We start from the raw sequence: 15,215 nt of genomic DNA, 5'->3' as shown, positions 1-15,215 counted from the left end.
ACGGTCACCTCGGCTGTGTGTTCGTCGTCGAGCTGGTCGATTGCTTGGAGGATGGTGGTGGTGCCGTGGGTGTCGACGAGGTCGACGAGTGGCTGAAGGTCGCCGCCGGCCGGGTCGTGGTCGGCGTAGTCCTGCAGTTCGCCCCAGGTCGGAAAGAGGACGAGTTCGGGGTGGGAGGTGCGGCGGCCCTCTTTGAGGTCGTTGGCGGCCCGGGCCAAGGCCCGCAGCGCTTCCCCTCCTCCGACCAGAGCTACGCGGTGGCCCATTTCGAGTAGTTGCATGACTTCGCGCATGGCGCCCACGTTGGTCCGGCACAGGACAGCGTCGGGGACCTCGACGGGACCGAGCTCGGTAGGGACCGTGTCGGTTCCTTCGAGGCGCACAGACCACGTCGGGCCCAGCGGTCAGCGGGGTGGGGTCAGCATCTGGGCTTCGACTTCGTCAACAAATCTGGAACGCCTGGTGTCTCGTGGGCGTTCGGGGTACCACTTGTTGGCGGGGATGGTGTAACAGTTACCTCCGATGAGTACGGCTTCGTCCCTGGCGCGAGTGATGGCGACGTAGAAGGCTCTGCGGGCTTCGGCTACCTCTTGCGGAGTGGGGAGCTTGCCGGGGTAGTGAAGTGGGAGGAGTCCTTCGACGAGGCCGGGCAGGATGACGATCCCGAACTCGCGGCCCTTGGCGCTGTGGTAAGTGGTCAGGGCGACGTGCCCGGGGATTTGGCCTCCGGCCAGTTCGGCCATGGTGAGGTCGTCGGCGTCGGCCAGAGCCTGGGCTGTGTCCCGGTCTCGTTGGTCGGGGCAGTTGTCGGCGAGGCGGGTGACGCCGAGGGTGTCCCACAGTGCGGCGAGGAAGGTTCTCGCGGGGCGGCTTAGGGTTTCGCGGTCGGGGGCGTCCAGGAGAGCTGCCAGGCGTCGTGACAGGGTGCGGGGGGTGTTGGCTGGGTCGTTGAGGTCGGCCAGGTGGAGTTGGCGGTGCCAATTTGCGGCGAGGTCGCGGAGGGTTCGGGCAGGAGCGATACCAGCCGCTCTGCGGCGCGGTGCTGTGACGTCTGTGGTGGCGGGGCCGGGCAGCGGCCCGGTCAGACGTCGCGTGGCGCAGGCAGCGATCAGGTCGGCGAGGGGCCCACTGGGGCGGCGGCGCTGCTTTTCCCTGTCGAGCGGGATTCCTGCGGCCTGTATTGCGGTGGCCAATGCGTTGAGTAGGAGTCCCTGGGAGCGGTAGAGGACGGCAATGTCTTCAGGGGGTGTGCCGGCGGCCAGGCGGTCCTGGAGCACTTCGACCGTGCGGGCCGCGTGATCTTCGAGGTCACCGTCAGCATGGAGGATGGTGACCGTGCCGATGTCGTCGCGGTCCGGTGCGGCGTGGTAGCCGCGGTCTTCGCCGAGGACGGCATGGCCGGCTGCCACGAGGGCGCTTCCGCTGCGGTAGTTGACCTTCAGTGGCAGGGGTCGGAAGTCGGCTCGGTTGCTGAGCTGTTGGAGGTAGCGGGGGCTGGCGCCCTGGTAGGCGTAGAGCACCTGATCGGGATCGCCGACGGCGGTGATGCTCACGCCCGCGTCCAGCAAAGTGGTGACCAGGGCGTGGAGGACGGGCCCGAGGTCTTGGTATTCGTCGACGACGAAATGCGGGAAGCGGGCCACGAGTTGTTCGCGCGCGGTGCGGCTTTGGCGCAGCAGAGCGAGGGCGCGGATGGTCATGGCTTCGAAGTCGAGGGCGTTGTTGTCCCGGAGCAGTTGCTCGTAGCGGTGGACGGTGCTCGGGTATTGGTGATGGTAGTTGGCTATCGGTTCCCCGGCGGCGATCAGACGGCGTAGGGGCTCCAGGGTCCTCTTGTTGTTCGGGCTGATGCCCAGGCCGGAGTGGTAGGCGGCGGTGTCCCACAGTTGGTTGCATTCGGATGTGCCGGGAATGGTGAGGTGTTCGGGGAGCGGGTCGCCGATCAGGCGGCCGTAGGGGCGCAGGATGTGGTGCAGGCAGAACGCGTGCACGGTGGTGCTGGACAGGCGGCGGCCGGGACGTAGTCCGAGGTGCTGCAGGCGCACGGTGGTCTCGTGGGCGGCTGCTTCTGTGTAGGTGAGAGCGGCGACGCCGCGGTGGCGGCTGGTGGTGGCCAGCAAGTATCCGACGCGGGCGACAAGGGTGCGGGTTTTGCCGGCGCCGGGACCTGCGAGCACGGCGATGTTGCCGTGGTGGGTGGCGGCGTCGCGTTGATCTGGGTGCAGTGCCGCGAGTTCGGCGGCCAAGGCGGGCGGGAGCAGAATTGGCTGGGGCGGGTGCGCGGGCCCCGTGTCGGTGGCCGTCATCCGTTGCTGCCCAGGTGGGCGGTCGGCGCTGCGCCAGCTTCGGTGTCTGCGGTTGCGGGAAAGAGCGGCAGGTCGCGGAAGGTGAGGCTGAGGTCGTCCAGCAGGCCAAGGATCGCTCCTGGGCCCTCGATCGCCAGAAGGTCGTCGCGGGTGATGGGGCCTTCCGTGCGTCCGAGTAGTTCCAGGACGCGGGTGCGCAGGTCCGTCACGCGAGCAATGTGCGCTGCCAGGCGCTGGGCGTAGCGTCCCTTGCCGATGGTCTCGATCTTGTCCACCAGGGTGTCACGCTGCTGTTCGGTTGCGGTGCCGTCCTCGAACGGGGCCAGGAGTGCGCGGAAGACGGCCCGGTTGCTCTCGCGCTGCCGGAATGCGCAGTAGGCCGCTGCCATCTCTGGATGCAGCATGGGAGCGATGTCGGTTTCCAGCGTGTGGTTTCCGACGTAGGCACCCACCTGGGCCGCGGCCTTGACGGCGTGCTGCCGGCCGGGGCGTGAGCCGCTCTCGGGCAGCTCATGGGCGGTGATGGCATCGATGCCGCGGTCGAGTTCCTGATGCAGTACGGTTTCTCCGGCGATGCTCGCCAGCTTGCGTGCCCGCCACAGCCCCGGCTCCTTTTCGTGTCGGTACTTGCCGTCAGCGGCGTCTCCGTCGGTGAGAACCCAGTGAGGGCGCTGCAGAGCGCGAGGTCCGAGGAGGGTGGCGTAGGGCGCGAAGTCGGTGCCTTCGACGCTGGAGACGACAATGCCGTGGTCGTCCAGGGGGAATCCGGCTGCCTCGGCAAGGGCGGGCAGGAGATAGGCGTCGGCTGCGCCCTCCACCAGGACGGTGCCCCTGGCGAAGAGGATCTCGGCGCGGGTGACATTGAGATAGCGCTCGAGGTCGGCCGTCTCGATGGCGGTGAGCACGCCGGGCGGCACGACGGAGCCGACGGTGTGGTCGCCCAGTGTGCTGGTCAGGACGATGCTGGACAGCGGGGTGACGGCGGCAATGTGTGGGCTGTGGGTGGTGAGCAGCAGCCGGTTGGGTTCATGCAGCAGGTGAGCGAACACCTTGCGCTGCAGGCTGGGATGAAGGTGCGCCTCGGGCTCTTCCACGGCCAGGAGAGTGTCCTCGCCGTCGCTGGCCTGGCGTCGGAGTTTCAGCCGCTCGAGCAGCAGCGCCAGGTAGACCACGTTCGCGGTTCCGGTGGAGGTGTGCTGGATGCCGCGGCGGGGGTCGATGAAGAGCTGGACACTGCGGATCAGGTCGTCCTCCCGGCCGGCGAAGTCCAGCGAAGGAGTCAGGGGCAGCTGAGGACCGGTCATGGCGGCCAGACGGGCAGCAAGCTCGTTCACCGCCTGCTGCATGGTGGGGTCCTGGGCCAGCTGGTTCCGGGCCTGCTTCAGGGCGTCCAGGGTGGAGGCGACGATGTCGGCGGAGGGGGGCCGCTCGCGCAGCAGCCGGACGAGAGGGCTGCGCTCGGCGCGGGCGAAGTCGCCCTCGGCGTCCCGCAGGGCAGGCAGCACGGACAGCGGGACGTAGTCCTTGGCGTGGCGCATGTCCACGCCCGGATCGTCGGCGCCGTAGATCGTCCAGGAGTAGTCGTCCGCGGTCAGTGGCTGGATCGGCTCGGCGCCGAAGACGGCTTCCGTGGGAGTGTTCGGCTGGAACAGGTAGGTCAGCCGGGCAACCCGTGGCTGGCCGTCCTGCGTAATGATGGCGCCGTCAAGTGTGGCGATGGCGTCCTCGTCATCGTCGAAGTCCGAGAGTTCGACGATGACGCTCACCTCCACCCCTTCGTGCAGAGCCCGGGCGCCGTCATGGACGTCATCGGCCTGGAGCCGGCGCCACCGATTGGACAGATCAGGGTCCAGGACCAGGCGCAGCGCGTGCAGCAGGTTGCTCTTGCCGACACCGTTCTCCCCGACGATCACCGCCGGAGTCGGGAAGGGGTCAATCACCAAATTCCGGAAGTTACGGAAATTAGTGATTTTGACCTTTGAAAGACGCATCGCTTCCCTCCCCCGGCGCCCTCGGACGCCACGCCAACCCTTGTACCGCCCCCGCGGATACATCAGCCTAATTGCGGACCGGACCGGCGAGTTCGCAGCCTGCGGTCGGGAGGCGCAGCCCTGTCCTCTGCGCGGATCCTTCGCTGCCTGTACCTCGCTCGGGGAGGACCCATCTGCTCCACAGGGCGAACTGCTGCATACCGGGAATCAGCGACTCAGCGGACCGTAGAGGAAGACGGCACGGCCAGCAGGGACACACAGGTACCCCTATCCGAGGCCACGCCGGCCCGGCGCAGCGCGCCATCGCGCTTCGATGGGGCGTTCAGGTGCAGGCCCAGGGCGTGGCGTTGAGCCGCTCAGGTTGTTCTCTTGCCCTCGCGGCAGCTCGGGCTGTCAGTGACAGCTCCACGGTCCCACAACGACAGCTCCGCGCGCTTCTGAGGGGTCGGATCCAGAGGAGGAGTGAAGCGATGGTGACCGCTGCCTCGTTGGACTCGCGGGTCTTGTCGTAGCGGGTGGCGATCGCCCGGGTATTGCTTCAGGCGGTTGAAGCATCGCTCGACAACGTTGCGGTGCGTGTAGAGCTGTCGATTGAAAGCGGGTGGTCTGCCGCCGCGGCGGCCCCCGTTACGACGGTTGGCTGTCTGATCCGAGCGTTCTGGGATGGTGTGGGCGATGCCGCATCTGCGCAGGATTCTGCGGCAGCTGTAGCCCTTGTCGCCCAGGACATGGTCGGGCCATGTGCGCAGGCGGTCCGGCCCGTTGCGCGGGATACGGATGGCGTCCATGACCTGCTCGAAACGGGTGCGGTCGTTGACGTTGCCGCCGGTGAGGACGAATCTGAGGGGAGCGAAAGTCGGTCCGCGAGTTCGAGGAGCGGTACGGAGTCCTATGGGCCCCAGGCACTCACTCCGCGGGAATCCCCGGCCCTCATCGAGACGCTTCCGGGAGAACTGAACGCCGAAGCGCTTGTGGGGACCTTGCCTGAGTTCGCGTGGTCCAAGAGCAGCCACGGCAGCGGAGCCCGGGGCGAATGCGTCGAGGTCGCAGCTTGCCCCGGTGCCGTCCACGTTCGCGACTCGAAGGACACGGCAGGGCCGGTCCTGTCCGTCGCCTCCGGCGGCTCGGCGACCTTCGTGGGCTTCGCCGCGCAGGGCTGACCGCGTATCGACCGCTCGCCCCGCCGCCGAGACATTCCGGCGGCGAGGCTCTTCCGAAATAATCACGGAGTGCCGCGATCCGTCACCGGGGAGGCGTCGCTGCGCCGTCCGCCCGCCGGCGGATCGACCAGCGCATACCTCAGGTACTGCTGAGCGGCCACCTCGACCACCTGGGGAAGGACCTGGCCGAACGCCTCCATACTGGGCACTCCCCCGGCCGCAGCGCGGGCGAAGACCCGTCCCTGCCGCATCTTGGTCGGCATCGTCTGTTCGAGCGTCTCGGTCAGTTCGGCCTCGGCGGCTCTACTCTGGCCATCGTCCCGGTTCCAGGGCACGACCACCGTCGCCCAGGGCTGGTTCTCCGCGTCGAAGGCGGCGAGCCTGCGCCTGCGGTCCTCGTCCTGAAGGGCCCAGCGGTCGATGAGCAGGATCTCCGGGGTGTCGGGCAGCTGCCTTCCTCCCGGACGTCCGGACTCCACGTCGAACGAGGTGATGACGGCCTGGTAGTTGAGGGAACGCACCAGATCTTCGGTGACATGGGCCAGAGGCCGGGCAGAGACCGGGTAGTAGGGATTCCAGTCCTGCGCACTGTCGCCGTAGCACTCCGGGTTGCGTCCCTCGGGCAGGTTGCGGCGAGTGGGGGCGACCACGGTGATCTGGATGGGCCTGCGGTCGCCCGACCCACTGCTCGGTGCCCCGAAGGCACTGGGGACGAGGCGGTAGTCGAGTGGTCTGCCGGGGTCCAGCCGCACGGTGTCGGCGACGCTGACAATGCGTTTCGCCAGTTCGTACACCGCTCGTTCGTACTCCTCGGCGAAGGCCCTGAGCTTGATCAGCCCGTAGAGCCCGTCGCTGACGTAGCGTTCCCCGAAGTAGCGGTGATTGAACTGCAACCGCTCGGCCGTGTCCGGAAGTTGGCTGGGAGGCACCGGTACCCAGAGCGCGGGGACGATCGCCTCCGCAGGCTGATTCGAACGCGCGCGGTGATGGATGGCCCGCTGTTCGAAGGCGTACCACTCCTTGCCGCACATCTCGCTGGCGAAGTAGCGCGGCGAGAACAGAGGCACGAAGACCCGGCAGCTGGCCAGCACGTCAGCCAGCCGTTCCGACCATCCCTCGCCGGAGCGTATCTCTCGGTCCATGAAGCCGGCCGGTACGCCTGCGGGCAGGTCGACCAGGGCCGTCACATGACCGCACAGATCCTGGAAGAGCCGCTCGACCCACATATCCGAGTCCGTTTCACCGCCGTACCCCGGGGTGTGTGCGTAGCTCAGGAAGAAGTATGGGGACGCCGTGTGGTCGGTCCTCCCTCCGCGCGGGGGCGGCGCGGAGGGGGCGAAGGCCCCCGGCTCCTCGGCCGCCGCAGCGCCGGGATCGGGTACCGTTTTCACCGGGGACTCGGCAGTGGAGGTTACCGTGAGGTCGGCAGGCACGGGCGTCTCGACGGGGACGCCCAACGCCGGCAGGACACCGGCCGACACCTCGCCGAAGGGTTCGGGGTCCACCGGAACCCCGGCTACCCCGGATCGGGACACGGCGGCCGGGAATCGCGTGAGCGAGGCGGAGTTGTTCTCGATGAACCGGTCCACGGCGCTGCGCAGAAGCCGGGCGTCCCGGGCGCCGAGCCTGGGAATGAGCTGCTCGCGCGTACCGTCCCGGAACCGCAGTACGGGATGGCCGCCCGCCTGGGCGGCCTCGGTGACGGTGACGAGGCCGCCGACAACGAACTCGGCCAGGTCGGAGGGCGTTGCCTCCGGGACCAGGCTCTGCTGAACGACCCGGAGCATGTCGACGCTCACCTGCGGGTACAGCGAACACAGCACGGACAGGCGGACCGCGGCCGGAGATGCACGGTACAGATAGGCATCCGTCAGGGACCGGCCGCTGCGCGGGCCGTCCTCGTCCTGTTCCACCATCTGGTCGACGAGACCCGGCGCGGGCAGGAGTAGGGCTTCGCAGCCCGCGGGATCCGAGAGCATGAGGGTGCGAGCCCAGCTGCCGACCGCGTGGGGTGACAGGGAGTTCACGGGAACCGGCAGCCAGTCGCGGTCGGTGGTCCCGGGAAACGCCTGGTTCATCAGGAGTGTGGTGACGAACCGCAGCTGAGCGTTGTTCACGCCGGGCGTCCCGGGCGAGACCACGCGGACGGCCGGCAGGCTCATGCCCGCCTGCCGCCAGATCTTCGACGGCAACGGGTTGAGAAGGACGGTGGGCATGGCGGCAGCCCACGTACGGAGCTGGTTCCACTGCGAGCCGTCGCGCCACGCGGCCGACGCCCAGTCGGAGAGGACGAGCATGAGCCGTCGCGGCTGGGCGGATCTCCCGCCGCCCTCCACGACGCGCTGTCCCAGGGGGCCGTGCAGGGTCGGTGTGTTCTCCAGGAACCCGTCCGCGTAGAGCTCGCGGACTCGCAGGGTGCGGAACACACCGGTGCGGGCCAGGAGGCGCACCAGTTCGTCAGCCGTGCCGGCCCACACCGCCATGGTGGGTGACCGGTCGATGACCACGGTCGCGTCGAACCAACGCTCCGGTTCGTCGGAGAACACCGGGGTGAGTTCGCCGACGCGCACATAGTCGGCCACCGTCGCCGGGATGTCCAGTCGCTGCCTGCGGCCTCGCGGCCATGGTCGCTTCAGCGGTTTCAGTGCCCGCGCCAGCTCCCGGCCGCGCGGCAGTGTGCTGTTCCGGGGCAGCGACACCTCTACCGTTCCCGGGCCGGGCGTACCGTCCTCCCAGGGTGTGTGCAGCGGGCTCCGCCGTGTGGCCTCGTCCGTCTCCGCCGACTGCCCGGCGGTCGTCGCCCGGGCGTCCGGGTCCTCCTGGCTCCTGGCGTCGTAGGTCTCCGTACCGTCGCCCAGTGAACGGCTGTCGTCCTGGGCCGCGAACCAGAGGACCTCGGCGATCGACACCGCGTCAAGTTCTCTGTCCAGACCGAGCAGTGAGTCGACGACGGCACCCAGCCCGTCGGCCCGGTCAGGCACCGGACAGGTTCTTCATCAGCAGTCCGATGAGTCCGCTGCGCTCCGATGCCCCCATCTTCGCCGGTCCGTCCAGCAGATGGAGGGTGCTGAGCAGTTGATCGATCGCAACTCGTTCACCGTTGCCCACCCGGCGTACGAAGTCGTCGACGAGATCGGCGAGCGGACCCGATTCGGGTATCTCGAGCTGCAGGTGCCTGCGCACGACTTCCCGGACGAGTTCCGGTGTGGGGCGGGGCATCGTGTAGCGCAGGCACCGCCGCAGGAACGGTGCGGGCAGCTCCTGCTCCCCGTTGCTCGTCATCACGATGAAGGGGAATTCGGTGCACTGCACATGGCCGCCGTGTACGGGGTGCTTGGCATCCTCACCGGACATGCGCAGGTAGGCGAGCTCCTGCCCTTCACGGCGCAGTTCCTCGATGCGGAACTCTCCGCGTTCCAGTACGTCGAGCAAGTCCCCGGGAAGATCCAGATCGGCTTTGTCGATCTCGTCGATGAGGAGCGCACGCGGCCGGTCCGACGGCAACAGCGCCGTTCCCAGTGGCCCCAGGGTCATGAACGCCGCGATGTCATCGGTGCCGGCATCCCGCTCACCGGCGCGCGTCCTCTCTTGCTGCAGCCGGTGGGCGTGGATGCGCCCGAGAGCGTCGTAGTGGTACAGCGCGTCCCCGAGCGTGCTGCGCGAGGTCACATGCCAACGCAGTACGGGTCCCAGCGCGAGCTCCGCCGCGACCTGTTCGATCACGGTGGACTTGCCCGTGCCTGGACTGCCCGTGATCAGCAGGGGCCGGCGCAGGGCGAGGGCGGCGTTGACCGCGGCGACGAGTCCTTCCGGCGGTTCGAACAGTCCGGCGGACGACACGCGGGGGAAGGTCCTCCACGGCGGCGGGTCGGGCAGACGAGTGTCCTGCCTCACCTCTCCATCGCCTCGGTAGTACGGATTCCACGTCATGAGGCTTCCTTGATCGTGTTCTGGACAGGAGGAACGGTGGCCCTCACGAGCCGGCAGAACCTCAGCCACTCGCGGTCGTCCCAGACCGCGCGGAGATCGGCGAAGTGACCGGCGTACTCGCCGCGCCATCGCCGCTGGTAGGCGTGGCCGAGCCCTTCCGGCATGGTCAGCCACTGCGGCTCCAGACAGCTGTGCCGGTCGGTGGGGAATCCCTCCGCCCCCTGGGGCCACAGCAGCACCGGGGTGTAGGAGAGGAGGATCTCCATCAGCTGGTCGTCGAGTCCGGTGTGATGCATCAGGCCGATGCCCCGTCGGTAGACGCCGTCCCGTAACCTGCCCTGCAACGGCGGCCGGTCGGCCGTGTCGGAGACGTCCAGCCAGTCAACAGGCACTCCGGTGCAGGCGGCGATCTCCTCCCACCGGTCGTTCACCGCGCCCTGGATCCGTCTCAGAAGGGGATCGGGGGCGAGCCGACGGCTCCAGTGCAACACGACGTCGTACTGCACCCCGAAGCGCAGGCCCTCGCCGGCCTCCTCCGGGCGCCACTCCAGCAGTACACCGCTCGGCACGGCGACATCGAGCCATCTCAGACGCCGCCCGAGCGCCTCCGCATGGTCCTCCGCCCAGACGGCCGCCGCCTCGATCGCGGCCTCCGCACCTGCTTGGTCTACCGTGGCGCAGCTGAAGTCCTGCCGTTCGAGCAGTTCCCCGTCCTGGAGTAGCCACGCGCTCACGGCTTCCGGCCAGCTGCCGGTCAGCGAGGAGTCGAGGCTGACGGCAAGCCTCAGCTGCTGGTCCTCCCGGTCGTCGAGGACCTTGGTCACGGCGTCATTGAGTTCCTGCTGGGCATCCACCGACCGCGCCCATGCGTGCAGTTCCGGGGAGGCCAGGTCCATGCCAGAGGCGAGGGCGAGGCGCACCACGAACTCGGCGACCGACGGTTTGCCGTTGCTCCGGGTCACCGCGTGGTCGAAGGCCAGCTGGTCCAGGATCGCAATGTCGGTGAACTCGGGTATCGGAGAGGCCAGGGCGCGGTGTTCCGACGCCAGCACGGCGCGCAGGGCCTGGCGCAGACGGGCCGTCGTCAGCTCGCTGCCGAGCCAGTCACGGAGGAACCCGACGGTCCGTAGCGCGGTGAGCATGAAGTGCACGACCTCCTGGGCCCGGTCACGGGCCGGGGACGGGAGGAGACCTTTGAGCACCTCCAGGCTGTCAAGCGCGGACTTCACGTCGCGCGGCACGCGCAGGGAGGATACGTCGGCGGCGAGTGCGCCGAACGCCTCGGTGAGGTCTTCGCGCGCCAGCCGTCCGAGAAGCCCGCCGGGGTCGGTACCGTGGCCCCGCATGTTGCGGGTGACCCAGACGGGCTCTGTCGCAAAGGGGTCGCCGTCATGCTGGGCGACCGTCACGTCCTGTCCGATGACGGAGCCGCGCAGCGCCCGCTGCACGTCGTCCACCCCCAGCAGGGGGCCCGCTCCGGGCACGCCCTCCCTGATCAGGCTGGCGAGCGCCCTGGAGAACGAGAGGTCGACCGCCGGCTGGGTGAGCGACGCGGACATGAGTACGGCGAGCCGGCTGCGCCCGTTGCCGGCGCCGCCCGTGAGGTCCTGACCGGGGGGTATCGCACCGGCCGCGTGGCAGGTGTCGATGATGCCGAGCACGCTGGGGATGTCGGGCTTGTTCGCGGCGGCTGCGAGGAGTTCGCCCACGTTGACCGCCCGTTCGGTCGCGTCCTCGGTGGAGTCGGCGCCCATCAGATACAGCGTGTGCGTGCTTCCGGGCACGAATCCGTGCCCCAGCAGGGCGAGGACGAGTGACGCCCGCCGGTCCTCGGCATAGTGGATCGCCTCGCCGATCAGTGTCCGGATCCAGTTGCTCGTCAGCCGCTCGTCGACGATCAGGGAGCGTCCGCCGGGGAGACCCGGAGCGCAGTCGCCCATGTCCGGGTGGGCCAGCGCGGCATGCAGCGCGGAGGCCGCCTCCTTGAGGCGGGAGAGGTGCTGCATCGATGCGCACTGAGGTGCCACGACGAGAAGGTGGCGTCGGGGCCCCTCACTCATGAGGCGGACCGGCCTCTGCGGACATGAGGGCTTCCGCGACGGGGCCTGCGACGGCGGCCTGGGCCAGGTATTTCCCGGCGGAGTGGACCCAGATTCCGTCCGAGTCAATCCGACTGCTGCGGGGAAGCACCCCGGCCGTGTTGGCCAGCACATCGCGTTCGAGCAGGGGGCGGACGGCGATGATGTCGTCCTTGTCCCAGAAGTTCAGCCATCGTTCGACGCGCTCGGGTGTGCGCGGCGGCTGCGGCAGGAGCCTGGGCCGGACGACCGTGCGCATCGAGAGCGGTGATCCGAGGGTGACGAGGAGGGGGGTGACCGCCTGATGCTCGTGCAGTGCCTCCAGTGCGACGACGGTCCCCAGGGAGTGCGCGACCACGACCGTGGGGGCGTCCCCGAGTGCCTCGTGCAGACGGTTCCGTACGCGGCTGTCGAGGGTCAGCCCCGACGCGTCCTTCTCCCCGCGCGCCAGGTAGCGCGACACCTGGGCGAGGTCTCTGACCATCAGCTTGGGTGTCGCCCAGCGTGCGACACCACTCCACGGCTTGAGCGCCATGAGGGTGGTCGCCACGTTCAGTGCCCTGCGCAGTACCGACAGGCTTCCCTGGGCTTGGCCGGACGTGTCGGCTTCGGCGCGCGCGTGGGCCAGGATTCGCTCCCGGTCCTGCCAGGCGCCGTCGTGGGGCGCCTCGGTGGCGGAGTGCTCGGACGTGAGAGCGGCCACCAGCTCGACGAGGAGATCTTCGAGGATCTCGCTCGCCTCGCCCTCGGCCGTCGTCCCGCCGCCTCCCTGGGCCTCGGGGAGCGAGAAGAGGTCGGCGTAGGAGGCGAAGGCGCAACGGCTCGCATCCGCAGTGGTCAGCCGCTTGGCGAGTGCCGTGTGGCCGGCCGCTCGCATCCCGTCTGCCAAGGCACCCGTCCACGTGGCCAGTTCACGTCCGGCATCCCGAAGTCCGCCTATTCCGTGTACGAACACCAACCGCGGCACTATGCGAACCTCCCCCGTGCGTCGTTCGCCCTGAGGCTACCAACCGGCAGGCCGGCAGGTCAGCGGAAGCGAAGGTCCGGACCGGTAGGGAAAGTTGTCGCCCCGAGGGGCCGGACTACCGGCCGCCAGCCAGTGAGGACCACCGTGCGCTGGGCCGAGAAGTCTCCCCACTTCCCGTCGGGAAGCTTGGGCCGGATCTTGAGCGAGTAGCGGGTGCCGGGCGGGTCGGTCAGGGTGGGCCGGTAGGTCGCGCGGCCCGCGGGCAGTGTACCGAGGAGTCCGTGTGGTTGTGCGGCGCCGTGTGGACGGTACGGCCCGACCTCAACCACCGGCCTCACCGAGCGGAAGCCTCTCCTCATCGAGCGTGGCCAGCGCTTGTCCTCACCCGCATGACGCACGGTTCCGGTAGCCGCCACAAATCGGCCGCGCGCCTCCCCGGCGATCATGACCGAGGCATGCGCCTTCTCGTACCTACCGAGGGGCCAGGGCAGTGGTTGCGCCTCCGTCGCTCCCAAGGCGGTTGCCGCCGAATGTCAGTGGCACGTGATGGACTACCGGAAGCACGGGCTTCGGAGGGGAAGTGGGACGTAGCATGCGCGCAGCGGGCAGGGGGGCGGGCTCAACCAACGCGGCGGGCGAGGGAGGGATGCACCTACGCACGACCGTGCCGTCGGTCTATCTTGATCAGTGGGTGTGGGTCCGTCTGGCCAAGGCTGCTCTGGGCCAGCCCCGGGAGCCTTTCGACATGGACGTCCTTGCCGCTGTGCGGGAGGCCAGCGCTGCAGGTGTGGTCTTTCCTCTCTCAAGTACCCATTACTTCGAGACGAGTCAGGTCACAGATCCTCGGCAGCGGCGCGACATTGCACGGGTCATGGCATCGGTGTCTCACTGCCGGACTCTGCGGTCACACTCCGTGCTGTTGCGTCATCAACTGCTGCACGCCATGCATGTGAGTTTCGGGCGGCCGACATTTCAACCCGCTGCGCCTGAGCCGCTAGGGGTAGGCGTGATATGGGCATTTCAGGGAGAACCTGGCTCTATGGAACTCTTCAGCCCCTCGGGCCAGGTAAACCCGTCCTCCGTCCCGGGGCTGCAGGAATGGCTGCGCGCAGTCAACCAGGTCGTTGAGTTCCAGGTGCTGGCCGGCCCGGAGGACAGCGAGATCGAGGAACTGCGCCGCCTAGGCTATCGACCCGAGACCGTTGCTGCCTCCGACCGCAGCCGCCTCGCGTGGGAGGAGTTCTTCGCGGATCTCCTGGCGAGCGATCCCATCAGCCGCGAGGAATTGCGCGTACGCGTGCAGGCGCGTGAGCTCGTCCATGAGCACATGGACGTCTTCGGGAAACTCCTCACTGAATACCGGATCGACTTGCGGCGTGCGGTGAGCTTCGACCCCCGGCGGCCGCTGTCGGGCAGACCAGGGATGACGGCGTTCGCCGACCAGGTGCCTTCCCTGCGGATTGCCGTCGATCTCAAGGTGGAGTTGTTCCGCAACCGCAGCAAGCCTTGGAAGGTGAACGCCATCCACGACATCGACGCGTTGAGTATCGCTGTGCCTTACTGCCATGTCGTGGTCCCGGACAGTGAGATGGCTGACCTGCTGTCCCGTTCTGCCGTCGCCCAGCGCAACGGAACACGGATACTCCGCCGACTACGGGATCTGCCCGACGCCCTGGCTACTTCGACAGCAACAGCACGCGCTGGCCAGTACGAAGCGACCAAAACCGACTGGCTCAGGCCCGGGGAAACCTTCTGCACCGATATGGAGACGCTGCGGACCACCGCACTGCAGTTGCCAGGGAATTGGCGTACTTCCCCGGGCACGGTCGGGAAAACCATCTGATCGGCGCCTGCCACGGAGCAACGTTCTGGTCGCGGTACGAGCTAGCGGTGGTTTGTTGACGGGGGGTCAGGGTCGTAGTAGGCCGGTAGCAGAGGTACGTCGCCTCGTCGCCTGGGGGCTGTGATGACCCGTCGTCTGCCGTGTCCGCCCGCACCGGGCCCGCTGGAAGCTTACGCCGCACGCTTCGATGACCTGTTCTCCACACTGGCACAGCGCCGTGGGTTCCGCGAGTACCTGACCGGGCTGCTGCTGCCACGGGACCGCAACAAGACGCTGACCTGCCTGGCCGGCACCGAGCCCGTCGTCGGGGCCCAGCACCCCTCGGTGCAGCGGCTGCAGTTCTTCTTGTCCGAGTCGACGTGGGACCACGAGCGGGTCAACGCCCGCCGGGTGGAACTGCTGCTGGCCGACCCCGCGACCGCGCCGCACCCGGGCGGGGTGCTGGTGATCGACGACTCGGGCGACCGCAAGGACGGCAAGGCGACTGCGCACATCGGACGGCAGTGGCTGGGCCGACTGGGCAAGACCGACAACGGCATCGTGACAGTGACCACCTGCTGGGCGGACGAGAACCTCTACTACCCGCTGCACTCTGTGCCCTACAGCCCCGCCCATCACTTCCCCAAGGGCAAGAGCGACCCCGGCTTCCGCACGAAGCTCCAGATCGCCGCCGAACTGGCCCGCAGCGCGAAGGGCGCCGGGGTGGCCTTCCGGGCGGTGGCCGCCGACTGCGCCTACGGCGACCAGGACGGCTTCCGCAGGGAACTCGACAAGGCGGGACTGCCGTTCGTGATGGCCCTCAAACCGAGCCACGGTACCTGGGCTTACGGCAAGGACGCCTACACCCCTGTTGACGCCGCCCGCGCCCTGAACTGGAGGGACCCCAAGCATCCCGGGGACTGGACCGCCGTCGAGCGCACCTTCCGCGACGGACACACCG

At 68.5% G+C, this 15,215-nt stretch carries 9 protein-coding genes and 3 pseudogenes; 3 read left to right on the top strand and 9 right to left on the bottom strand.

Translation table 11 applies throughout. The features are described 5' to 3' along the window. The 4 genes and pseudogenes from ACIPEK_RS44815 to ACIPEK_RS44800 all read right to left on the bottom strand — a co-directional run. A pseudogene (locus ACIPEK_RS44815) lies at window positions 1-383 on the bottom strand (DNA helicase); the annotation flags it as partial. Window positions 384-404: 21 nt separating this feature from the next. After that, window positions 405-2,306: an ATP-dependent helicase gene (locus ACIPEK_RS44810; protein WP_402008480.1), complete on the bottom strand. Its 1,902-nt coding sequence runs from the start codon at window positions 2,304-2,306 to the stop codon at window positions 405-407. Continuing rightward, window positions 2,303-4,297, bottom strand: a complete 1,995-nt coding sequence (locus ACIPEK_RS44805) for an ATP-dependent nuclease (protein ID WP_402008478.1) — start codon at window positions 4,295-4,297, stop codon at window positions 2,303-2,305. The genes ACIPEK_RS44810 and ACIPEK_RS44805 overlap by 4 nt, the downstream gene beginning before the upstream one ends. A 445-nt stretch (window positions 4,298-4,742) precedes the next feature. Then, window positions 4,743-5,145 (bottom strand): annotated as a pseudogene (locus ACIPEK_RS44800) (IS5 family transposase); the annotation flags it as partial. Between the two features lie 123 nt (window positions 5,146-5,268). Between ACIPEK_RS44800 and ACIPEK_RS44795 the strand changes: the two are divergent. Continuing rightward, complete coding sequence (locus ACIPEK_RS44795) at window positions 5,269-5,457, top strand: DUF397 domain-containing protein (protein ID WP_402008476.1); 189 nt, start codon at window positions 5,269-5,271, stop codon at window positions 5,455-5,457. Window positions 5,458-5,519: 62 nt separating this feature from the next. Here the strand turns inward: ACIPEK_RS44795 and ACIPEK_RS44790 are convergent, their stop codons facing one another. The 5 genes and pseudogenes from ACIPEK_RS44790 to ACIPEK_RS44770 all read right to left on the bottom strand — a co-directional run. After that, window positions 5,520-8,438: a TIR-like protein FxsC gene (locus ACIPEK_RS44790; protein ID WP_402008474.1), complete on the bottom strand. Its 2,919-nt coding sequence runs from the start codon at window positions 8,436-8,438 to the stop codon at window positions 5,520-5,522. Beyond that, on the bottom strand, window positions 8,431-9,387 hold the full coding sequence (locus tag ACIPEK_RS44785) for an AAA family ATPase (RefSeq protein WP_402008472.1): 957 nt from the start codon (window positions 9,385-9,387) through the stop codon (window positions 8,431-8,433). Before ACIPEK_RS44785 ends, ACIPEK_RS44790 begins: the two co-directional genes overlap by 8 nt. Next, window positions 9,384-11,414, bottom strand: a complete 2,031-nt coding sequence (locus tag ACIPEK_RS44780; protein WP_402008470.1) for a hypothetical protein — start codon at window positions 11,412-11,414, stop codon at window positions 9,384-9,386. The genes ACIPEK_RS44785 and ACIPEK_RS44780 overlap by 4 nt, the downstream gene beginning before the upstream one ends. A 25-nt stretch (window positions 11,415-11,439) precedes the next feature. After that, window positions 11,440-12,354 (bottom strand): hypothetical protein, encoded by a 915-nt coding sequence (locus ACIPEK_RS44775; protein WP_402008468.1) that lies wholly within the window; start codon window positions 12,352-12,354, stop codon window positions 11,440-11,442. A 209-nt stretch (window positions 12,355-12,563) separates the two neighbouring features. Beyond that, window positions 12,564-12,704, bottom strand: a pseudogene (locus ACIPEK_RS44770) (hydrolase); the annotation flags it as partial. A 767-nt stretch (window positions 12,705-13,471) separates the two neighbouring features. Between ACIPEK_RS44770 and ACIPEK_RS44765 the strand changes: the two are divergent. Beyond that, window positions 13,472-14,275, top strand: a complete 804-nt coding sequence (locus ACIPEK_RS44765; RefSeq protein ID WP_402008466.1) for a hypothetical protein — start codon at window positions 13,472-13,474, stop codon at window positions 14,273-14,275. A 123-nt stretch (window positions 14,276-14,398) separates the two neighbouring features. Then, the coding region (locus ACIPEK_RS44760; RefSeq protein WP_402008464.1) for a transposase at window positions 14,399-15,215 on the top strand (817 nt) is incomplete at its 3' end.

This window comes from Streptomyces sp. NPDC088246, from assembly GCF_044741025.1.
Lineage (GTDB): Bacteria > Actinomycetota > Actinomycetes > Streptomycetales > Streptomycetaceae > Streptomyces.
This window is presented reverse-complemented; position numbering and strand designations above follow the sequence as displayed.